At 55.0% G+C, this 21,522-nt stretch carries 15 protein-coding genes, 1 tRNA gene and 1 pseudogene; 14 read left to right on the top strand and 3 right to left on the bottom strand.

The features are described from left to right. Positions 1–290: 290 nt before the first annotated feature. The 6 genes from ACR0NF_RS09100 to ACR0NF_RS09075 all read left to right on the top strand — a co-directional run bounded on the left by ACR0NF_RS09100 (position 291) and on the right by ACR0NF_RS09075 (position 8,500). Positions 291–1,325, top strand: a complete 1,035-nt coding sequence (locus tag ACR0NF_RS09100) for a GSCFA domain-containing protein (RefSeq protein ID WP_480485001.1) — start codon at positions 291–293, stop codon at positions 1,323–1,325. A 12-nt stretch (positions 1,326–1,337) separates the two neighbouring features. After that, positions 1,338–2,144, top strand: coding sequence for a class I SAM-dependent methyltransferase (locus tag ACR0NF_RS09095; protein ID WP_480471255.1), 807 nt, complete (start codon positions 1,338–1,340; stop codon positions 2,142–2,144). A gap of 1 nt (position 2,145) precedes the next feature. Continuing rightward, positions 2,146–3,924 carry an FkbM family methyltransferase gene (locus ACR0NF_RS09090; protein ID WP_480778120.1) on the top strand — a complete coding sequence of 593 codons (1,779 nt, stop codon included), beginning with the start codon at positions 2,146–2,148 and terminating at the stop codon, positions 3,922–3,924. Positions 3,925–4,360: 436 nt separating this feature from the next. Beyond that, positions 4,361–5,707, top strand: coding sequence for an HAD hydrolase-like protein (locus ACR0NF_RS09085; protein WP_480471253.1), 1,347 nt, complete (start codon positions 4,361–4,363; stop codon positions 5,705–5,707). A 242-nt stretch (positions 5,708–5,949) separates the two neighbouring features. Further along, a complete protein-coding gene (locus ACR0NF_RS09080) occupies positions 5,950–7,128 on the top strand; it encodes an aminotransferase class III-fold pyridoxal phosphate-dependent enzyme (RefSeq protein WP_480471252.1) in 1,179 nt (392 codons plus the stop codon). A 352-nt stretch (positions 7,129–7,480) separates the two neighbouring features. Next, entirely contained in the window at positions 7,481–8,500 is a 1,020-nt protein-coding gene (locus ACR0NF_RS09075; protein WP_480471251.1) for a GlxA family transcriptional regulator, read from the top strand. 97 nt (positions 8,501–8,597) lie between these two features. Here the strand turns inward: ACR0NF_RS09075 and ACR0NF_RS09070 are convergent. After that, positions 8,598–8,807 (bottom strand): annotated as a pseudogene (locus ACR0NF_RS09070) (transposase); the annotation flags it as partial. 224 nt (positions 8,808–9,031) lie between these two features. Continuing rightward, positions 9,032–9,118: transfer RNA gene (locus tag ACR0NF_RS09065), tRNA-Leu, on the bottom strand. A 198-nt stretch (positions 9,119–9,316) separates the two neighbouring features. Between ACR0NF_RS09065 and ACR0NF_RS09060 the strand changes: the two genes are divergently transcribed. Then, positions 9,317–10,300: a complex I NDUFA9 subunit family protein gene (locus ACR0NF_RS09060; protein WP_480778119.1), complete on the top strand. Its 984-nt coding sequence runs from the start codon at positions 9,317–9,319 to the stop codon at positions 10,298–10,300. Here ACR0NF_RS09060 and ACR0NF_RS09055 read toward each other — a convergent pair whose 3' ends face one another. Beyond that, positions 10,301–11,104 (bottom strand): undecaprenyl-diphosphate phosphatase, encoded by an 804-nt coding sequence (locus ACR0NF_RS09055; RefSeq protein WP_480668085.1) that lies wholly within the window; start codon positions 11,102–11,104, stop codon positions 10,301–10,303. Between the two features lie 229 nt (positions 11,105–11,333). Here ACR0NF_RS09055 and ACR0NF_RS09050 point away from each other — a divergent pair, with 229 nt between their 5' ends. The 7 genes from ACR0NF_RS09050 to queG all read left to right on the top strand — a co-directional run bounded on the left by ACR0NF_RS09050 (position 11,334) and on the right by queG (position 21,494). Continuing rightward, positions 11,334–12,767: an NAD(P)-dependent oxidoreductase gene (locus tag ACR0NF_RS09050; protein WP_480668084.1), complete on the top strand. Its 1,434-nt coding sequence runs from the start codon at positions 11,334–11,336 to the stop codon at positions 12,765–12,767. 29 nt (positions 12,768–12,796) lie between these two features. Next, entirely contained in the window at positions 12,797–13,231 is a 435-nt protein-coding gene (locus ACR0NF_RS09045; RefSeq protein ID WP_480471247.1) for a GFA family protein, read from the top strand. Beyond that, complete coding sequence (gltB, locus tag ACR0NF_RS09040; RefSeq protein WP_480778118.1) at positions 13,228–17,760, top strand: glutamate synthase large subunit; 4,533 nt, start codon at positions 13,228–13,230, stop codon at positions 17,758–17,760. The genes ACR0NF_RS09045 and gltB overlap by 4 nt, the downstream gene beginning before the upstream one ends. A gap of 184 nt (positions 17,761–17,944) precedes the next feature. Continuing rightward, complete coding sequence (locus ACR0NF_RS09035; RefSeq protein ID WP_480778117.1) at positions 17,945–18,895, top strand: Hint domain-containing protein; 951 nt, start codon at positions 17,945–17,947, stop codon at positions 18,893–18,895. Positions 18,896–18,933: 38 nt separating this feature from the next. Continuing rightward, positions 18,934–19,674, top strand: a complete 741-nt coding sequence (gene mtgA, locus ACR0NF_RS09030; RefSeq protein ID WP_480471244.1) for a monofunctional biosynthetic peptidoglycan transglycosylase — start codon at positions 18,934–18,936, stop codon at positions 19,672–19,674. 60 nt (positions 19,675–19,734) lie between these two features. Continuing rightward, entirely contained in the window at positions 19,735–20,400 is a 666-nt protein-coding gene (gene fzlA / locus ACR0NF_RS09025; RefSeq protein WP_480471243.1) for an FtsZ-binding protein FzlA, read from the top strand. Positions 20,401–20,456: 56 nt separating this feature from the next. Continuing rightward, on the top strand, positions 20,457–21,494 hold the full coding sequence (gene queG, locus ACR0NF_RS09020) for a tRNA epoxyqueuosine(34) reductase QueG (protein ID WP_480471242.1): 1,038 nt from the start codon (positions 20,457–20,459) through the stop codon (positions 21,492–21,494). Positions 21,495–21,522: the final 28 nt, after the last annotated feature.

The following is a 21,522-nucleotide window of genomic DNA, read 5'->3' as shown; positions in this document are numbered from 1 at the left end:
ACCTGTTTTTCGCAACTCTATTGGATCAGGTGGGGTGCGTCCAGCAAGCCTCAGCGAAAAGGCGGGCAACAAAACATCGCTAGAATTCAGATGGTGTTGTGGATAGATGTAGCTGCAACAAGGCGCAGCTTTCCGCCAACAATAAGCGCCAGGGCAACTGACTTGAGGGCGATATGGCAAGATCGAACCGTGCGCGTCACTTCAACTTTCAACGCACGACGAAAAATACACCTGAATTCAGAACCTGGTTTCGGGGTGAGCACACGAATGCCAACCCGAATGTAGCGCGCATGATTCCAGCGGATGCAGTTGGAAAATACGTGCTGAAAGGCTGGACCCCGAAAGAACCGTTCATCACCCCCGACACACAGATTACAGCCTTTGGCAGCTGTTTTGCGGCGAATATCTCGGAATGGCTGTCGCGTCGGAACTATCGTGTTCTCAACAAGGAAGAAGATGCCAAAGATGCCTATGTCGTGACCTGTGGCGAAGGCATGGTGAATTCTTTCGTGATCCGCCAGCAATTCGAGTGGGCATGGGAAAACAAGGTTTTCGAAGGAGAGCTCTGGCATGGCTACAAGGCCGAATCCTATGGTTATGACCCTGAGGTGCAGGCGGAAACCAAACGTATATTTGACGAAACCGATGTGTTCATCCTGACCTTCGGATTATCAGAGATCTGGTATGATGAGGTCACTGGGAACGTGTTCTGGCGCACCATTCCCAAAGATGTTTATGACCCATCGCGGCACAAGTTTCGCGTGTCGACGGTCGAAGAAAACAAAGATAACCTGCGTGCTATCTACCATCTGATCCGAAAACATCGGCCGGATGCCAAGATACTGTTTACCCTGTCTCCGATCCCGCTGATCGCGACGTTCCGGGATAACTCATGCCTGACGTCGAACTCCGTCTCGAAAAGTGTTCTGCGCGTGGCTCTGGACGAAGTGGTCCGTGAGTTCCAAGACGAAGGCGTTCTGCACTATTGGCCGTCCTATGAGATCGTCACAGATGTCTTCAAGCTGCCCTATGTTGCGGATCGAAGGCATCCGAAACAAGCACCTCTGAAGTTCATCATGACGCTGTTTGAACATACCTGGTGCGTGGACGGAGACACTCCCAAACCGTCGATTTTGCAAGCTTGGGCGCAGGCCGGTGCCGAAGCTGAGCTGTTTCCGCCCGCCATGTCGCGCTGCATTCTGGCCAAACGCTGGAGCAGGTTACAGACCCTGATCGAAAAGGACGAATTCGACAACGATCCCGCTATCAATACGGCGCTTTCGAAGCTTGCGCAGGAACTGGTCGATGCTTCGAACAAGAACTGAGGTCACCTGGTAATGGTTGCACCGAATACGCTGACGAATGACGATTTCAAACTCAAAGGACAGGTCGGCAGGCGCGGCACCCGCACCCTTATTAACGTGCAGGAGATTGCGGCCAAAGACGGCTCCTACCGGTATCTGGAGATCGGCTCGTATCTGGGGAAATCCTTGCAACCACATGTCATGGATGACGACTGTATCGAAGCGCTGTCGATCGACCTGCGCCCCGAAATGACCCCGGATGCGCGGGGGGCATTAGATCAGTACAAGCATGTGACGACCCAGGATATGCTGGATGGCCTTCGGCAATATGCAAACGACAGCCAGATGCAGAAACTGTCAACACGCGAGACGACGTCCGCATCGTTGCGCTCGGACCCGCCCGAGGCCCGGTTTGATCTTGCGTTCATTGACGGCGAACACACGATCGCGGCAGCCTTTACGGACTTTTTGAACGTGCTGACCGTGATGAAAGAGAAATGCATCGTGGTCTTTGACGATACGCACATCATCTATCCGGCGGTCCAGAACGCTACGAGCTATCTGGAGAGCCTGGGTGCTGAGCATGCGGTGGTTTTTGGCGGTGGATACATCTCCGCGATCTTTATCGGCCCAGATACTGGAGTTCGGGCGACCATGCTAAAGGACAGCAACCGGATACCACTTGAGGTGTTGGAGGCGAAATATGACGAAGTACTTGCAGATAGCTACGTAAAACGCAGCATGACGCGGTTACTGCGGCAGCAACCAGATCTGCGTAGCAAAGCTATCAGATGCCTGCGCAATTTAGGATACCGGATTTCGTCTCCGGACGGAGAATGACATGTCAGATGGCAATTCCATGCCTGCAAAGTTGGCGGAAACAGATTCAAGCTTTAACTATGCAGAGACGATTGAGGTTCAGGGGCTTCGCATCCCATTTGTACCTCAGGTCATAACACCGAAGATCGAGCGCCCTATGCGAAACAATCGCTATGAAAAGGGCGAATGCGAGGCGGTCAGAAAACTCTTGAGTTCTGGCGATCGGGTACTGGAGTTGGGTGCTGGCGTTGGTCTGATTTCCGGGGTGGCAGCTCAGGTGCCCGGTGTTGAAAAAGTTGTTGCGTTAGAAGCCAATCCTGAACTCATCGGGTTGATTGAAGAAACCCACCGCATCAACGACATTGCAAATGTCGATATTCGCAACGGAGTTGTCTGCGCGAAGAGCAGTCAAGCCATGGACTTCTATTTACGAAAGGATTTCTGGGCCGCTAGCATGGAGCCGGACTCTCGGCCTTTCACGCGGGTCGTATCTGTTCCAGGTTATGGCATTGACGAGCTGTTGAAGGAAGTACGTCCGACCGTCATCATCGCTGACATAGAGGGTGCCGAGCTCGATCTATTCAACAACACGTCGCTTCAAGGCGTGAACACGGTCATCCTTGAGCTACATCCAAAAGTTTATGGCGAAGCGGGACAGGATCGCGTGTTCGCCAGGTTTAATGCGCTCGGTTTTGAAGTGAACCAAGATTACCTCAAAGGTTCGGTTTGGGTTTTGGAGCGATCCACAGATCGCTTGCAACCTGCGAGAGCGGCACTCCCTGATCCAACGCACAATCTGGAAGACCCGACGGTCACCATCATCACCTGTATGAAGAATGAGGGGCCTTTCATCCTCGAATGGCTGGCGTTTCACAAATCAATCGGCATCAGTAATTTTGTCGTTTTCTCAAATCACTGCACGGATGGCACGGATCTTCTGCTGGACCGACTGGATGAGTTGGGTGAAATCATTCACTTGCCCAATCCGGCTGTTGTGATGCAGTCGACTTACTACCAGCCTGTTGCGATTAAGTATGCGCGACAAATGCCTGTTGTCAGACGGTCTGACTACGTCATCTCGATGGACGTGGATGAATTCGTCAACATCCGGGTTGGTGACGGTCATTTTACCGATCTGTTAAGGGCGGCGGGCCCCTTTCATGCTCTGTCCATGAGCGAGCTGAATTTCACATCAAGCGGGCATAAGGCATATCACGATGTATGGTTGACTGAGGAATATAAGGTTCACGATAATCCGACGCCAGGTCCCTGGAAGGCGCGCCGAGGTGTTAAGACGATCCTGCACGGATTAGCTGCGTTCGAACGTCCATCGAACCACCGCCCTTTGATACACCCGGGATCCGAAAATGATCTTGTATGGTTAGATGGTTCAGGCCGTCCAGCACCGTTTGAGTTCGTCACCGATGAAAAGCAGAAAAGCTATGATTGCAGGGGGGCCTATGATCTGGTGACGCTCAATCACCATGGATTACGCTCGGTAGACTCGTATCTGATCAAGATGGATCGGGGCGATGTTGTGAACAAAAACCGCAGAGTAAATAACAAATACTATCGTGTTCGGATGCGAGGCGGGTCATCAGAAAACTGGATCGCCCATCAGCTGCCAGCTGCACGGGCAGCAGAGGCTGAGTTGCTGCAGGACACAGAAACCAAGCGTTTGCATAAGCTGTGCGTCGCCCGTCACAAGGCACGGATCGCCGAAATCGCGGACCAGCCAGACGTACGCGAGTTGAGGGAATGGATAGAGGCCAAGTATTTCTCGCCTCAAACGGAAGACTAACGGCAAATACTAGGCAAGTTTTACTGCAGCGCGCGAAATGCCATTCCAATATCCGCTGTCATTCACCCAGGACTGGGAAGCGATGGAGGGCTGCGTGGGTGCTTGAGGCACTACCAGGCAATGCCTCACTCCCGATACAACCATCGTTTTTTTGTGACATGTACCTGCGGTTGATTGATCACTGGCCCACTACAAATATGACTAACCCATACGCAAATATTGAAGCCCTTAATGAATAGAAGGTGCAGCAACTGGATAGTTAGCAATTGGTTCTGCTGTAGCATCGAATCTGGGTTCGATATTCGCCTGTGCTGATGGAAGTGCGGCGCATCCTCACAGGACAAATTACTGGGGTTGCGAGTTAGTCTGGAAGTGGATAGTTCTCGGGCGCGTTTTCCAACAACGAATATCTGCTAATACACTCAAATTGGTATTCATGAATATGATCAAAGTTTCTGCTCTTGTGCCTCTAAAACTTCAGTCGAGGAGATTGCCAAACAAGAATTTTCTGCGTTTGGGCGATCACCCGCTTGCATACCACATTTTCAGAACGCTCGTGGAGTTGGAGAGTGTTGGAGACGTTTTTAGCTACTCAAGCCAACCTCAAGTAATGAAGCTGCTTCCTGCAGGCGCGAGATTTCTTGCTCGACCACCTTATCTGGATGGGGATGGAGTAAAGGCAAATGAGCTGTTTCGGTATGCCGTTGAGCGTATAGATGCTGATGTAATTGTCTTATGTCATGCGACTTCGCCGTTCATACGCAGCGAAACACTGCGAGACGCAATTGAGAAGGTGACGTCTGGAGAGTACCGCTCGGCAGCGGCGGTCGAGAAGTTACAAACCTATTGCTGGTTTGATGGTGAGCCGATTAACTACAATCCGGAGATGATCGCTCAAACTCAGAGTCTTACACCGGTGTTCGCAGAAACAAGCGGTGCCTATGTTTTTTGGAAAGAAGATTATCTCGCTCACAACACGAGAATAAACGCTCCGGTGTATTTGGCGGAAGTTGATCATCGTGAGGCCGTGGATATTGATGAGCTTTCAGATTTTAATCTTGCGGTTAAGTTGCTGGATTACACAGCCGAAAGTGTCAGTTCGACCCAGGACCACTTCTTTGTGAATTTGATGAATTCACAAGCAAGGAATAGAAACGTTGAGCTGGTAGCGTTTGACTTGGATGGTGTCTTGATCGATTCAGTGCCCGCAATGGAACTGTCTTGGGACGCTACAATGCGTGATGTGGGGTTGTCAGTACCGTTCTCTTCCTATGCACAGTTTATCGGATATCCGTTTAAGGCGATCCTGGAGCACTTGCAGATTGATGACGCCCATCATGATGAAATCGCTCGCCTTTACAATTTGTATTCGCTTGAAAATCAGCATCATATTCGGGTGTACGATGGGGTCGAAGACGGGCTAAAGCAGCTTGCTTCATATGGATTGAAGCTGGCTGTTGCAACCTCGAAGAACCGCGAGCGAACCACGGCAATACTTGATGCACTATTGCCTGACATCGCATTCGATTGCTTAACCACGCCTGACGATGTCAAAGCAGGCCGCGGAAAACCTTCCCCCGATCAACTCTTGAAGTGTGCCTTGACTACCAGTTCTGATCCATCGCGTTCGGTTTACATCGGGGATATGGAAGTCGACAAACAAGCTGCCGTAAGAGCAGGGTTTCACTTCGTACATGCCGGTTGGGGGTATGGAAGTATCGAGAATACTGAAGACGTCTGGTTCGCAAATATAACCGACTTCACCAGATACATCATTACATGATCTCCAGTCGCAAACTAACCAGACTTTTTTTCGCGATTAAAGGCTTAAAACCATGAGCGGGCCGGGCGTACGCGCAAGCCCGCCCCAAGATAAGAGTTAAGACTTTAATCGAACAAACAGGACTGAACTAGGCGGACTGTCAGCGTTTCCCTTTGAGATCATGTTTGGGAGCTCAAAGATCGGGGCGTTTTGGAACCCGATGCTACAGATCCCCAAAGCGCTCTTATGGTCGGACTGAGATTGTGGATGCGATCACTCAGCAAGCGCGCATGCTGCCTTATGCAAACCCGTTTCGCAATACGACGACTCCTCCGGCGGCGGAACTCACCGCAAAGCTGGCCGAGCTTGCTCCTGGCGATCTGAATCATGTTCTGTTTTCTAGCGGTGGGTCTACGTCTAACGACGCGGCCCTGCGAGTGATCCAGCTCTACTTCAACAGCATCGGCAAGCCCAATAAGAAGCAAATTCTTGCCCGCCATAGCGGCTATCACGGCAGCACAACGGTTTCGGCCGCGCTCTGCGGTATCCCATATAACAAGATCGGTTTTGACCTTCCTGAAGTGGGGGTTCATTACTTGTCGGCGCCTTACGCCTATCGAGATGCTGATGGTTTGTCGGACGCAGAGTTCTGCGACAAGCTGGTTGAGGAATTCCGGGCAAAAGTGGAAGAGGTCGGAGCGGAAAACATCTCATGCTTCTTCGCTGAACCAATTATGGGCATGGCCGGTGTGCTGCTTCCGCCTTCTGGTTACTTCAAACGGATTTCCAAGATCTGTAAAGATAACGATATTCTCATTCTGGCAGATGAGGTTGTGACGGCATTCGGCCGATTGGGGCATATGTTCGCGTCGCAGGCAATGTTTGAGATGGATCCCGATATTGTCGTGGTGGCGAAGGGCCTGACATCCGGCTATCTGCCGCTTGGTGCCACCATCTTGAGTGACAAGATCATGGAAGCCCTTAGAACGCCGATCGAAAAAGGCTCGATGTTCACACATGGGTTTACTTATGCGGAACACCCGGTCTGTTGTGCCGCCGCTTTGAAGAACATCGAAATCATGGAGCGTGAAAATCTGTGCGACCGTGTACTAGAATACGCGCCCTACTTCATGGGCAAGCTGAAAGCGCTTTCGGACCTGCCGATTGTGGGGGACGTGCGTGGCGAAGGTTTCATGGTCGCGATTGAAAATGTCGCGGACAAACAGAGTAAAGCTCTGTTTGATGCTGAAATTGATATCGGCGAACGCATCGCTGTCAATTGCCGTGAGATGGGGCTGATCATTCGACCGGCCGGTCACCTGAACATCCTGTCTCCACCCTTGACCATGTCCTATGAGAACATTGATTGCTTGGCCGATACGTTGCGTAAGGGCATCGAGAAAACACAGGATGAATTGGTGCGCGAAGGCTTGTTGAAGTGAGCACAGGCTAAGATCTCAGGATGTGCCCGTCGCATTTCTTCGTAGGGAATGTGGCGGCACCTTCGTCATTCGCCTTATCTCTTCGCTGATTGTTTGCTCAGGGCCGCGTGCAGCACGAGGCCTACAGCAAGATATGTCTGTCCGCGCGATGTGCGCGGCGCAGAGAACTGGTAAGACGCTGATGATTTAATCGTTTGCTTGCTAAATTTAACTTGTAGCGATGCAGATATTTAATGAACGGCCAAAAAAAGCGAATGGCAGAGGCGAGAAGGGCTTTTATATGCGTTGACGAAGGAAGGAATAATGCTGATCGACCGTGCCTTCCTGTCGGCGCATAAAATGGGGAGAAAAGATGGCTAAACTGGATCACAATGAATTCGCGCGATCGCGCGAGGTTATGCTGTATGTTCTTCCTGATTTCATTGTTACAGAACTGGCGGCAATTCTGGATATTCTGCAATGTGCAAATTCGGTTTCAGGCAAGGAGTTGTATACATGGAATATCGTTTCAAACTCAGAAGGCGCCATAGAATCGACCGCCGGGATTGAAGTTAAAGCCAGCGACTTCCGGACCGTGAGCAAACCGCCAGACATTATGGTTTTCCTCGACGGAAAAGAATGCAAAAAACATGCATTGGAGCTAAAAACAGCGGTAAACTGGGTTAGGCAACGGTCATCCGAAATGGTGATATTATCCGATGCCGTAACGTCTGTTTCGAGCACCGGTTTTTTTGGTCATAAGCCGGTTACAGCACATTGGAAAGAACTAGCCGCAGTTGACTTTGAGCTTCACCCAAGCGTTTTGGATGATGCAATATTTTCTGAGTCTGAGCGAATGCTCACATCCGGTGGTTATATCGCTACTTTTGATGTCATGTTATATATTATCGACAAACATTTGGGTCGCTCGTTTGCTGCTCATGTTGCGGATATTTTAATCAAGGGTGAAATTAGAGAGCAATGCACAAAACAAAGGAGATCATTACAGGACCGGTTAGGTGTTGATGATGTGAGAGTTTTAAAAGCGGTCAAAATCATGAAGAATTACAGCTATCCAGATTACAGCACATCAGAAATCGCAAAAGAGCTGAATATGAGTGCCCGTCACGTAGAGCGGTTATTCAAAAAATATTTCGATCAGAGTCCTATGAAATTTTTTATGGGACTAAAGCTGGAAAAAGCAAAGTCGATGGTTGAACAAACCAGTATTCCGATTTCTGAAGTTGCACACATCTGTGGATTTTCCAGCCTGTCAACGTTCAACCGATCCTTCCGAAGGAAATTCTCTGTAACTCCTTCTAGCATCCGACGTGCGCAGCTTAGTGAGTTGAAATCATCGCTCAATAGGTGGGAAAGGTCGAACATACATTGACGATTGGCTCAGGCTCAAGGCCATTGGTTTCCGAGCGTGTACGTGAGTCGCAGTTCGGAAACGGGTGGGGATGTGTCATCAGATTTAGGCTCAGTACTCATAGCCGGGAAATGACGAGAGCGGCAAGAACGATGGCAGACAGGAGCACTTTTGGGAACCTGTCGTATCGGATGGCAACACGCCTTCAATCCGTGAGTCTGCCGAACATGATCTCAATCTGGTTGCGGCGCCTGTACTTGCGCTTGTTGTGCTTCACTGGTGTTTAGCGCTGTTTGTGATCAGGGATGCACGCATGTATCCCTCGCTCCATGAAACGGCTCATTGTGGCGTCTGACAGCGGTTTTCCCTAGCTGACGGAAACAGGGCATACGACTGCGAAAGCGCCATACCCCAAGGATTGCATTCCGTTCGATACACTTAGGTATGATCAGAATCGCTCCTGCTTCAAAAATGACTAGAGGCACTGCGTCACCTTTACGAGGCGCGAGTTCTATCTAATCCATTGAAAATTATGTGCTTAAAGGGAAGAAATGGTGCCCAGGAGAGGACTCGAACCTCCACGTCCATACGGACACTAGCACCTGAAGCTAGCGCGTCTACCAATTCCGCCACCTGGGCAGGTGTCGTGGAGGGGCGTTTAAGCTGACTGGCGGGGGGCGTCAACCAGATTCGCGTCAGTTTTGTGAAGTTTTTTGTAACGCCCCCGTTAGATCGGTCAGGACCTCCGATTTTCGCAGACACGCGGCGTTATTGCGCCTTGTTCGCCGCGCGCTTGGGCGCTAGATCAAAACAGACCCAGACAGCAGGAGCGCCATCATGTCCAAACTGGTCACGATTTACGGTGGATCGGGCTTTGTCGGCCGCTATATCGCGCGCCGGATGGCCTCAGAAGGCTGGCGCGTGCGTGTGGCCGTTCGGCGACCCAATGAGGCGATGTTCGTAAAGCCATACGGTGCCGTTGGTCAGGTTGAACCCATCTTGTGCAACATTCGTGATGATGCCTCGGTCGCTGCAGCGATGCATGGGGTCGATGCTGTGGTCAATTGCGTGGGGGTTCTGAACGAACTGGGGCAAAACGCATTCGACGCTGTTCAGGCAGATGGGGCCGAGCGCATTGCCCGACTGGCTGCGGCTCAGGGCATTGAGCGGGTGGTGCACATTTCCGCGATTGGTGCAGATGTAGACTCGGACAGCGCGTATTCGCGCACCAAAGCTCAGGGTGAGGCAGCGGTGCTACAGCATATGCCGAACGCTGTCATTCTGCGTCCGTCTGTGATCTTCGGTACCGAGGATCAGTTCTTCAACCGCTTTGCCGGAATGACTCGGTTGAGCCCGTTCCTGCCGCTGGTGGGTGCAGAGACGCAGTTTCAGCCGGTCTATGTGGATGACGTGGCACAGGCCGCGGTTCAGGGTGTTCTGGGCAAGGCCCAGCCGGGGGTTTACGAACTGGGCGGGCCTGAGACCAAGACCTTCCGTGCCCTGATGCAGCAGATGCTGGGCGTGATTCATCGCCGTCGCGTCATTCTGAGCGTACCATTCCTGGCCGCGAAGGTTATGGCCGGGGTACTGGATATAATGAAATTCGTTAGTTTCCAGCTGTTCCCGAACAACATCCTGACCCGCGATCAGTTGAAGAACCTGCGGCGCGACAATGTCGTGTCGGAAGGCGCGAAAGGATTTGCTGAGTTGGGGATCGAGCCCACTACGCTCGAGTCGGTGCTGCCAGACTACCTGTGGAAGTTCCGCCCGTCGGGTCAATATGACGACATTCAGAATTCGGCCAAAAACCTGCGGATCTGATCAGCTGTAAGCGATCACAAGCAAGACCGCACCCAGAATGACCCGGTATATCACGTAGGGTGTAAAGCTGACGCTGCGCAGCAGTCGCATCATCAAGCTGAGCGCCAACAGGGCCGATGCAAAGGCAAAGACTGCCGCGATCGCTCCGTCCTTGGCCAGTTGCATATTGGCTTGCTGGATCAAATCAAAAGACAACAGCACGCCCGAGGCTAGAATGGTCGGGATCGACATCAGCATCGCAATCCGGGCACCATCTTCGCGGGTGTAACCAAGTTTGCGTGCGCCGGTAATGGTGATGCCCGAGCGTGACGTCCCCGGGATCAGTGCTAACATCTGCCAGACACCCATGATGAGTGCATCGCGTAAGTTCCAGTCGTCTGCTTGTTTGGTCTGTGCGCCCTTCTGATCCATCCAGTAAAGCAGCAGCCCGAAGCCCAGCATCGTCCAGCCGATTACGGCAATCGACCGTAGAGCTTGTTCGAGGCCGGTCATGTAAATGATTGCACCCGCGATCACGGTCGGGATCGTGGCGATGATCAAACCCAGTGCCAGACGCGCCTCTGGCCGGTCGGTGCGACCCTGCAGCGCCTCAGGAAGGCCGGACAGCGCTTTTCTTACATCGCTCCAGAAATACAAAACGACCGCACCCAGCGTTCCCACATGGACTGCGACGTCAATCGCAAGCCCTTGGTCGTCGATCCCTGTGAGGCTGGGCAGCAGAATCAGATGTCCCGATGATGACACGGGCAGAAACTCGGTGACGCCCTGAATAATCGCCACGAGAATCAGGTGGAAAAGGCTCATCTGCTCGACCCTGCGCTATGGTCATATTGTTATGACCAATGGGTATAAGTGTGGTGCGCGAAAGGAAAGTGTTCAAATAGGTCCGAATCGGAACTAAAATCAGGAATAATTTCGCGTCCAAAGCCGAATTTCCCTGAATATTTGATAAATAAGTCAGCAATATTGACTTTTAATCTGACTGTTCATCTTTTAAAGAGGCGTGACCTAGCCAATTCATGGAGTCTGACCCGTGGCCAAGCAACCGATGCTGAAATTTGTGCAGATCGATCGCGTCATGCCTGAAAAGCGTGCTGCAAATGACCGCAAGGAAGACTTTGATGAAATCTATGCCGAGTACGCGGCCGAGAAAGCAGCTGAGCAGGCCAGCCGCTGCAGCCAATGCGGTGTGCCCTATTGTCAGTCGCACTGCCCGTTGCACAACAATATCCCCGATTGGCTGAATCTGACAGCAACAGGGCGCCTTGAAGAGGCTTATCAGACCAGCCAGGCCACCAATACCTTCCCCGAGATTTGCGGACGTATCTGCCCGCAGGACCGCCTGTGCGAGGGGAATTGTGTGATCGAGCAATCCGGCCACGGCACGGTCACGATCGGCTCGATCGAGAAATACATCACCGACACCGCGTGGGACCAAGGCTGGGTGAAACCAGTCGCACCGGGCGCTGAGCGCAGCGAGAGTGTTGGTATCATTGGCGGCGGACCAGGTGGCCTTGCGGCTGCGGATATGCTGCGCCGTGCGGGCATTCAGGTGACCGTCTATGACCGCTATGACCGCGCGGGCGGTTTGCTGATGTATGGCATCCCCGGCTTCAAGCTGGAAAAAGACATTGTGCAACGGCGCAATGACCTGCTGGCCGATGGCGGCGTCGCGTTCGAATTGAACTGCGACGTGGATGCCGCCAAGTTTGCTGAGATCCGCGCCAAGCATGACGCGGTGATCATTGCCACCGGCGTTTACAAATCCCGCGATTTGTCCATGCCGGGCAGCGGTCTGGCCGGGATCGAGAAAGCCATCGACTTTCTGACCGCCTCGAACCGTAAGAGCTTCGGAGATGAGGTTGAAGACTTCGACAATGGCCGCTTGAATGCCGAGGGCAAAAAAGTTGTCGTGATCGGTGGCGGTGACACCGCGATGGATTGTGTGCGCACATCGATCCGTCAGGGCGCGACCTCGGTCAAATGCCTTTATCGCCGCGACCGTGCCAACATGCCGGGCTCGCAGCGTGAAACGCAGAATGCCGAGGAAGAAGGCGTAGTCTTCGAATGGCTGAGCGCGCCCAAAGGGTTCACCGGCGACGACACGGTTTCAGGCGTGATGGTGCAGAAGATGCGCTTGGGTCAGCCCGATGCGTCGGGACGCCAGGCCCCCGAGGTGATCGAAGGCGCGGATTATGTCGAAGAGGCCGATCTGGTGATCAAGGCACTGGGGTTCGAGCCCGAAGACCTGCCAACCCTGTTCGGTCAATCTGACCTGCCGGTGACCCGCTGGGGTACCGTCAAAGCGGCCTTCCAGACTGGTGAGACCGAGATGGACGGTGTCTATGCCATCGGTGACATCGTGCGCGGTGCCTCTTTGGTCGTATGGGCGATACGCGATGGTCGTGACTGCGCCGAGGCCATTATCGACCGGTTTAACAGCAAGGCTGCAGTCGCAGCCGAGTAACCCCAAGCCCAGCGACAGGAGGGACAGCAATGCCCGAATTGCAAGGCCAATGCATGTGCGGCGCGGTCACCGTGACCGCCACTCCGGCGAAGGACACGCTGGGGGCCTGCCATTGCGACCAGTGCCGCCGCTGGACAAGTTCGATGCTGGTGACGTTTCCGGCCGAGCCCGGCTATGCTGCTTTGGGCCCGGTCAAAACCTTCACCTCGTCGGAATGGGCCGAGCGTACCTTTTGCGCCGATTGTGGCTCGGCGCTCTGGTACCGGATCACACTGCCGGGCGAGATGCACGGCCAGACACAGATGGCGGCGGGCCTGTTTGATGACACAGGCCACGCGCTGAAACTTGAACTTTATATCGACAAAAAGCCCGAGGGCTATGCGTTTGCAGGCGAGCGCCGGCAGATGACCAAAGCTGAGGTCGAAGCCATGTATGCCCAACCGGAAGAAGGAGACAGCCAATGACCAAATATGATGCCGATTGGGTGCGGGCCGAGGAAGCCAAGCGTCAGTGGATGGCCGAAAACGGTCTCTATTCCGAGGAAGAAGAGCATTCCTCCTGTGGTGTGGGTCTTGTTGTATCCGTTGATGGCAAGCCGTCGCGCAAGGTTGTCGACGCTGGGATCGATGCGCTCAAGGCTGTCTGGCATCGCGGTGCCGTCGATGCCGATGGCAGAACCGGCGATGGGGCGGGTATCCACGTGCAGATCCCGGTGCCCTTCTTCTATGACCAGATCCGTCGCACGGGCCATGAGCCCAACATGGGTCAGTTGATCGCGGTTGGTCAGGTCTTTCTACCGCGCACTGATTTCGGGGCGCAGGAGCAATGCCGGACCATCGTAGAAACTGAAGTTCTGCGCATGGGCTACTATATCTACGGCTGGCGTCATGTGCCTGTCGATGTCACCTGCCTGGGTGACAAGGCCAACGCAACCCGTCCTGAGATCGAGCAGATCCTGATCTCGAACTCCAAAGGCGTAGACGAAGAGACGTTCGAGCGTGAGCTGTATGTCATTCGTCGCCGCATCGAGAAGGCAGCGATGGCCGCTGGTATTTCCGGTCTGTATCTGGCGTCGTTGTCCTGTCGCTCGATCATTTACAAAGGTATGATGCTGGCCGAGCAGGTCGCGGTTTTCTACCCCGACCTGATGGATAAACGGTTCGAGTCCGCCTTTGCGATCTATCACCAGCGCTATTCGACCAACACCTTCCCGCAATGGTGGCTGGCGCAGCCGTTCCGCATGCTGGCCCATAATGGTGAGATCAATACGCTCAAGGGTAACGTCAACTGGATGAAGAGCCATGAGATCCGCATGGCCAGTGGAACCTTTGGCGACTATGCCGAAGACATCAAGCCGATCATCGCCGGTGGATCATCAGATTCGGCCGCATTAGACTCGGTTTTTGAGGTTCTGGTACGCGCGGGCCGCTCGGCCCCGATGGCGAAAACCATGTTGGTTCCGGAAAGCTGGTCCAAGCAGGCGGTGGAACTGCCGCAGGCCTGGCGCGACATGTATTCCTACTGCAACTCGGTGATGGAGCCGTGGGATGGTCCTGCCGCTCTGGCCATGACCGATGGTCGCTGGGTCTGCGCCGGTCTGGACCGGAACGGTCTGCGCCCGATGCGCTATGTGGTCACCGGCGATGGTCTGGTGATTGCCGGGTCCGAGGCCGGGATGGTCCCGATTGATGAGGCCTCGGTGGCCGAAAAGGGCGCTCTGGGTCCGGGTCAGATGCTGGCCGTGGATATGAAGAAGGGCAAGCTCTTCCGCGACAAGCAGATCAAAGACAAGCTGGCGCGGGCGCTGCCGTTCGGAGAATGGGTCAGCAAGATCAACGACGTGGATGCCACGTTGGGCAGTGCGAGCGAAAAACCTCTGTTTTCGGGCGAAGAGCTGCGCAAGCGTCAAATCGCTGCCGGCTACTCAGTTGAAGAGCTGGAACAGATTCTTGCGCCAATGGCCGAAGATGGCAAAGAGGCGCTGGCGTCGATGGGGGATGACACACCCTCGGCCGTGCTGTCGAAGCAGTATCGCCCGCTCAGCCACTTCTTCCGGCAGAATTTTAGCCAGGTCACCAACCCACCGATCGACAGCTTGCGCGAATATCGCGTCATGTCGTTGAAGACACGGTTCGGCAACCTGAAGAACGTGCTTGACGAGGACAGCAGTCAAACCGAGATCGTGGTTCTGGAAAGCCCCTTTGTAGGCAATGCGCAATGGGAGTTGCTGGTTGGGCAGTTCAATGCCCCTCTGGCCGAGATTGACTGCAGCTTTACCCCGGGCGAGGGGCAGTTGGACGTGGCCCTTAGCCGTATCCGTGCCGAGGCGGAGGAGGCCGTGCGCTCGGGCGCTGGGCATCTGGTGCTAACGGATCATCATTCGGGGCCGGACAAGGTGGCGATGCCGATGATTCTGGCCACCAGCGCGGTGCACAGTCACCTGACTCGGCAAGGTCTGCGAACGTTCTGCTCGCTCAACGTACGGTCGGCTGAATGCGTCGATCCACACTATTTCGCGGTGCTGATTGGTTGTGGTGCGACCGTCGTGAACGCCTATCTGGCCGAGGATTCTTTGGCGGACCGGATCGATCGGGGACTGCTGGACGGCACCCTGACCGAAAACGTGGCGCGGTATCGCGAGGCGATTGATCAGGGTCTGCTCAAGATCATGGCAAAGATGGGCATTTCCGTCGTATCCTCGTATCGCGGCGGTCTGAATTTCGAAGCAGTCGGTCTGAGCCGCGCCATGGTGGCCGAGTATTTCCCCGGTATGACGAGCCGGATTTCAGGCATTGGTATCCATGGCATTCGCGTCAAGGCCGAGGCGATACATGCCAAGGGTTGGACCAATGGCTTGGATGTGCTGCCCATCGGTGGTTTCTACAAGGCGCGCAAATCAGGTGAGACCCACGCGTGGGAAGCGACCTCAATGCATATGATGCAAATGGCCTGTAATAGAGCCTCATATGAGCTGTGGAAGCAGTATTCGGCAAAGATGCAGTCGAATCCGCCGATCCACCTACGCGATCTGATGGATTTCAAACCGCTGGGCAAGCCGGTGCCGATTGAAGAGGTGGAATCGATCACTTCGATCCGTAAACGCTTTGTCACGCCGGGCATGTCGCTGGGCGCGCTGAGCCCTGAGGCGCACAAGACGCTGAACGTGGCGATGAACCGGATTGGTGCGAAATCCGACTCAGGCGAGGGCGGAGAAGACCCGGCGCATTTCGTGCCGGAACCCAATGGCGACAATCCCTCGGCCAAGATCAAACAGGTAGCCTCGGGTCGGTTCGGTGTAACCGCCGAGTATCTGAACCAGTGTGAAGAGTTGGAGATCAAGGTCGCCCAAGGTGCGAAACCCGGTGAGGGTGGCCAGCTGCCGGGCATGAAGGTCACCGACCTGATCGCACGTCTGCGTCATTCGACCAAGGGCGTTACGCTGATCTCACCGCCGCCACACCACGACATCTACTCGATCGAGGATCTGGCGCAGCTGATCTATGACCTGAAGCAGATCAACCCGCGCTGCAAGGTGACGGTGAAACTGGTGGCGTCCTCGGGCGTTGGCACGATTGCTGCCGGTGTGGCCAAGGCGAAGGCGGATATCATCCTGATTTCGGGCCACAATGGTGGTACCGGCGCGTCGCCCGCGACCAGCATCAAGTATGCTGGCCTTCCGTGGGAGATGGGCCTGACCGAGGCGCATCAGGTTCTGGCTATGAACAACCTGCGCGACCGCGTCACCCTGCGGACCGATGGTGGCCTACGGACCGGTCGTGACATCGTCATGGCTGCGATGATGGGGGCCGAGGAATACGGCATCGGCACCGCCGCACTGATTGCGATGGGCTGTATCATGGTACGTCAGTGCCAGTCGAACACCTGCCCTGTCGGTGTCTGTACGCAGGACGAAGACCTGCGGGCCAAGTTCACCGGCAATGCGGATAAGGTCGTAAACCTGATCACCTTCTACGCGCAGGAGGTGCGCGAGCTGTTGGCAAGCCTGGGTGCGCGTTCGATTGATGAGATCATCGGCCGGGCCGATCTGCTGGCTCAGGTCAGCCGTGGCTCGGCGCATCTGGACGATCTGGACCTGAACCCGCTGCTGATCACTGTCGATGGGGCGCATGACATCGTTTACAACCGCGACAAGGATCGGAATGCGGTGCCGGATACTCTGGACGCCGAGATTGTGCGTGACGCCGCCCGGTTCCTGAAAGACGGTGAGAAGATGCAGCTTTCTTATGCTGTACAGAATACGCATCGGACCGTGGGTACGCGGGTTTCCAGCCATATCGTGCAGAATTTCGGTATGCGGAACACGTTCCAGGATGACCACCTGCATGTGAAACTGCAGGGCTCAGCCGGGCAGTCTTTGGGGGCCTTTGCGGCTCCAGGCCTCAAGCTGGAGGTCTCGGGTGATGCCAACGACTATGTTGGCAAGGGTCTGTCAGGCGGCATGATCGTCGTGCGCCCACCGCAGGTTAGCCCGCTGAAGGCGGATGACAACACCATCATCGGCAACACCGTCCTCTACGGTGCCACCGACGGCTATCTGTTCGCAGCAGGCCGTGCTGGTGAGCGCTTTGCGGTGCGAAACTCGGGCGCGAAGGTGGTGATCGAAGGCTGTGGCTCGAACGGATGTGAATACATGACCGGCGGTGTGGCCGTGATCCTGGGCGATATTGGTGCCAATTTCGGAGCGGGCATGACCGGGGGCATGGCCTATCTGTACGACCCGGACGGTAAAGCCGGGGCCCTGATGAACAAGGAGACCCTGGTCACCTGTCCAGTGACGGTCGACCACTGGGAAGATCAGCTGAAATCGTTGATCGAGCGCCACGCTGCAGAAACCTATAGCCGCAAGGCCGCAGATCTGCTTCAGCATTGGGATGTCGAAAAGGCACACTTCCTGCAGGTTTGCCCGAAAGAGATGCTGAACAAGCTCAGCCATCCATTGACTACGGAAGTGGCAGCCATGCCGGCAGAATAGGCTCTGATGCAGGCAGAATCTTAACCTTGCGTGTTTGAAAAGACACGCAAGGCCCTCATTTGCGTATGCATAATGCACCGATTCTTGCCCGCATTGGCAAAAAACACCTAGCTTTGGACATAGTTTGTTCTGGAATTGCGGGCATGCTGCGTTCCTACAGATATGAGTGAAGTGGAGTTGTTACATGCCCACGAGTTATACAGATCAGTTCTTTTTGCTCGACCCGGCAAACCCCGGGGCGAACGGTACGGTGGTGGGCTCCACTCTGACTGTGCAAAGTTTCGAGATCATCGACCAGAATGACAATGATCTGATCAACCGGCTGAATGGCGACTCGGTGGATGGGGTGGATATTACCGCCTCGTATTTCAACGATATGGTGACAATCGAGCTGCCAGATGGAACTCAGGTCACTTATACCGGCGTCACCTTCTATCTGGCCGATGGGCGAGAGGTATTCACGCCAACCGATGGATCGGTACTGCAGCAGGGCACATTTGTATCTTCGTCTGTGACCGATTTCAGCGACAACGGCGGGTCCTTTGGTTCGGTCGACATCAACAATGGTGATCTTGGCCCGCCCTGTTTCACGCCAGGCACTTTGATCGACACTCCCGATGGACCGCGTTTGATTGAAGACCTCGAATCCGGTGATCTGGTGACAACCGCCGACAGCGGTGCAAAACCTCTTCTTTGGGTGGGACGCACGGTGGTGGAGGCCGATGGAAAATTCGCTCCGATCCGGTTCGAGGCCGGTTTGTTTGGGCTGACGAGTCCGCTGCTAGTGTCACCGCAGCACCGGATGCTGATCGATGATTGGCGCGCGCCCTATCTTTTTGGCCATGCTGAGGTGTTGATCGCTGCCCATTGTCTGGTGAACGGTACCACTGTGACCCGTGTTGAAGGCGGAAAGGTGGAATATATCCACCTGCTGTTCCGGCGTCATGAGATCATATTTGCCAACGGCGCCAAGAGCGAAAGCTATTATCCCGCCCATGCGGTTTCGCAATCAGAACGTGACACGCAAGCCGAAGTCCTTGCATTATTCCCCGAGTTGCAAGCCCGTGGGGCGGTTGCGGCCAAGACCGCACGCCCGGTGATCCGACCGCGCGATGCGCGCCTGATGGCGAAATAATCCGTTTCAAATACGCTGGTCGCGGCGTATAGCAGGGCATGGCAAAAAAAGCAGGCCGCAAGACAGGCGGTAAGAAAAAGCAGGCGACTAAGACAAACAGTATATCAGGCGCGATCGTGTGGATCCGGCGCTGGGCTTTGCGCGCCGTTCTGGCCATGTCGGTGGTTTTTGCGGCTTTGGTGCTGCTCTATTCGGTCGTGAATCCGCCCGTCACACACACCATCTGGTCCGAATGGCGGCGGCTGGGCAAGATCGAGCGTGAATGGGTGCCGATCGATGAGATCGCGCCTGTCATGGCACGGTCGGTCGTCGCGGCCGAAGACGCCAACTTCTGCCTGCATTGGGGGTTTGACGTTGAAGCGATCAGAGACGCGTTAGAAGACGGCGGCAATCGCGGGGCCTCAACAATCACGCAACAAGTGGTGAAGAACGTGTTCCTGTGGCAGGGACGTAGCTGGGTGCGCAAGGCACTGGAGACCTCGATGACTCCGGTCGTTGAGCTGATCTGGAGCAAGCAGCGCATCCTTGAAGTTTATCTGAATGTCGCTGAAACCGGACAGGGTGTCTTTGGCGTCGAGGCAGCGGCACAGAAATACTATGGCGTCAGCGCCGACAAGATGTCCCCCGTGCAGGCGGCGCGGCTGGCAGCGATCCTGCCGTCTCCACGCAACCGCTCGGTGACGGACCCGTCGGTCCGAACCCGGCGACGCGCGGCTTCGATCCTTGATGGAGCGGCCACCATCCGCGCAGATGGACGCGCCGATTGTTTCGAGGATTGAAACCTCGCCCCCTCAACGGCTAAAGCTTGAGGCGTATTCTACTGGTTCGAATGGAAGTCCATGGCGCGTCTGTTTCACGTTCCCCTCTCACCCTATTGCCGCAAAGTTCGCCTGTCTCTGGCCGAAAAGAAGATCGAGGTTGAGCTGGTCGAAGAACGATACTGGGAGCAGGACCCGGATTTCCTGCGTCGCAATCCGGCGGGGAAAATTCCGGTGCTGCGGCTCGACGGTCAGATCATGGCCGAGAGTGCGGCGATCTGTGAATATATCGAAGAGACCCGCCCCGAGCCGCCTCTGATGCCCAAGAAACCCGAAGCGCGGTATGAAGTGCGGCGTTTGGTGGGATGGTTTGATGACAAGTTCCATCACGAGGTCACTTCAAAACTGCTTTATGAGCGGGTGAACAAGAAGGTGACGGGGCAGGGCTATCCGGACAGCAAGAACGTCAAGGAGGGGGCGCGGGCGATCAAGTACCATCTGGATTACATGGCCTGGCTGCTGGACCATCGCCGCTGGCTGGCCGGGGATCAGATGACATTGGCCGATTTTGCCGCTGCGGCGCATTTGTCGGCGTTGGATTATATTTCGGACGTGGACTGGAACCGGAGTTCCGCGGTGAAGGATTGGTACGCCAAGATCAAGTCCCGTCCGGCTTTCCGTTCGATTCTGGCGGATCAGGTTCCGGGATTCCGGCCGCCTCCGCATTACGCTGATTTGGATTTCTGATATTCAGGATAGGACCGGGGCTGTCTGTCCCTGGCCCCGAAGGTATTTTTGGCCAGATGAAGAGCGGATCGGAGCTGAAGGAGCGGTTGGTGGAGCAAGCCCTGTCTGAGGGGTTTGTCGCTTGTCGAGTGTGTCGTCCATGGGATGTACCACAGGTACCTGAGCGGTTGGCTGCTTTTCTGGAGGCCGGGTATCATGGGCAGATGGGCTGGATGGCCGAGCGTAGTCATTGGCGCGGCGATCCATCTGTGCTGTGGCCAGAGGCGCGGTCGGTGATCATGCTGGCTGAGAGTTATACGCCCGCTCATGATCCGACTGAGGTGTTGGCGCATCCTGAGCTGGGCGCGATCTCGGTCTATGCACAAAACAAGGATTATCATGATCTGGTCAAGAAACGCCTGAAGCGCCTGGCGCGTTGGTTGATTGCCGAAGCAGGCGGCGAGGTTAAGGTCTTTGTGGATACCGCGCCGGTGCCAGAGAAAGCACTGGGGCAGGCTGCCGGGTTGGGCTGGCAGGGCAAGCATACGAATCTAGTCAGTCAGGATTGGGGGAATTGGGCCTTTTTAGGGTCTGTTTTCACCACATTGGATTTGCCCGTGGATGGCGCTGAGGTTGATCACTGCGGATCGTGCCGGGCCTGTTTGACAGCCTGTCCAACTGATGCCTTCCCGGCGCCCTATCAGTTGGATGCGCGCCGTTGTATCTCGTATCTGACCATCGAGCATAAGGGCCCGGTAGATGAGGATTTACGGGCGCTGTTGGGGAATCGGATATATGGCTGTGATGATTGTCTGGCCGCGTGCCCCTGGAACAAGTTTGCGGTCGCGGCGAGCGACTTTCGCTATGCGGCGCGTGAAGATTTGAACGCGCCACCGCTGGCGGAACTGGCGATGCTGGACGATGCGGCGTTTCGGGCGAAGTTCTCGGGGTCGCCAATCAAACGGATTGGGCGGGATCGGTTTGTGCGGAACGTGCTTTACGCGATCGGAAATTCCTCTCAACCCGCGTTGAGGCATATTGCCCAAGGACTGACCGATGATCCCGATCCAACCGTGGCTGACGCTGCGCGCTGGGCGGTGTCTCAGTTGTCGTAAACGGGCTGGACGCGCCGCAGGAAAACGC

The sequence above is a fragment of the Ruegeria sp. CF4 genome, from assembly GCF_056537345.1.
This window is presented reverse-complemented; position numbering and strand designations above follow the sequence as displayed.

Bases quoted from the DNA above. Each gene is read 5' to 3' on its own strand.
- ACR0NF_RS09035 (WP_480778117.1), top strand. From the start codon at position 17,945: ATGCCCACGAGTTATACAGATCAGTTCTTTTTGCTCGACCCGGCAAAC.
- mtgA (WP_480471244.1), top strand. From the start codon at position 18,934: ATGGCAAAAAAAGCAGGCCGCAAGACAGGCGGTAAGAAAAAGCAGGCG.
- ACR0NF_RS09045 (WP_480471247.1), top strand. From the start codon at position 12,797: ATGCCCGAATTGCAAGGCCAATGCATGTGCGGCGCGGTCACCGTGACC.
- gltB (WP_480778118.1), top strand. From the start codon at position 13,228: ATGACCAAATATGATGCCGATTGGGTGCGGGCCGAGGAAGCCAAGCGT.
- ACR0NF_RS09055 (WP_480668085.1), bottom strand. From the start codon at position 11,104: ATGAGCCTTTTCCACCTGATTCTCGTGGCGATTATTCAGGGCGTCACC.
- ACR0NF_RS09085 (WP_480471253.1), top strand. From the start codon at position 4,361: ATGAATATGATCAAAGTTTCTGCTCTTGTGCCTCTAAAACTTCAGTCG.
- ACR0NF_RS09060 (WP_480778119.1), top strand. From the start codon at position 9,317: ATGTCCAAACTGGTCACGATTTACGGTGGATCGGGCTTTGTCGGCCGC.
- ACR0NF_RS09100 (WP_480485001.1), top strand. From the start codon at position 291: ATGATTCCAGCGGATGCAGTTGGAAAATACGTGCTGAAAGGCTGGACC.
- fzlA (WP_480471243.1), top strand. From the start codon at position 19,735: ATGGCGCGTCTGTTTCACGTTCCCCTCTCACCCTATTGCCGCAAAGTT.
- ACR0NF_RS09095 (WP_480471255.1), top strand. From the start codon at position 1,338: ATGGTTGCACCGAATACGCTGACGAATGACGATTTCAAACTCAAAGGA.
- ACR0NF_RS09090 (WP_480778120.1), top strand. From the start codon at position 2,146: ATGTCAGATGGCAATTCCATGCCTGCAAAGTTGGCGGAAACAGATTCA.
- ACR0NF_RS09075 (WP_480471251.1), top strand. From the start codon at position 7,481: ATGGCTAAACTGGATCACAATGAATTCGCGCGATCGCGCGAGGTTATG.
- queG (WP_480471242.1), top strand. From the start codon at position 20,457: ATGAAGAGCGGATCGGAGCTGAAGGAGCGGTTGGTGGAGCAAGCCCTG.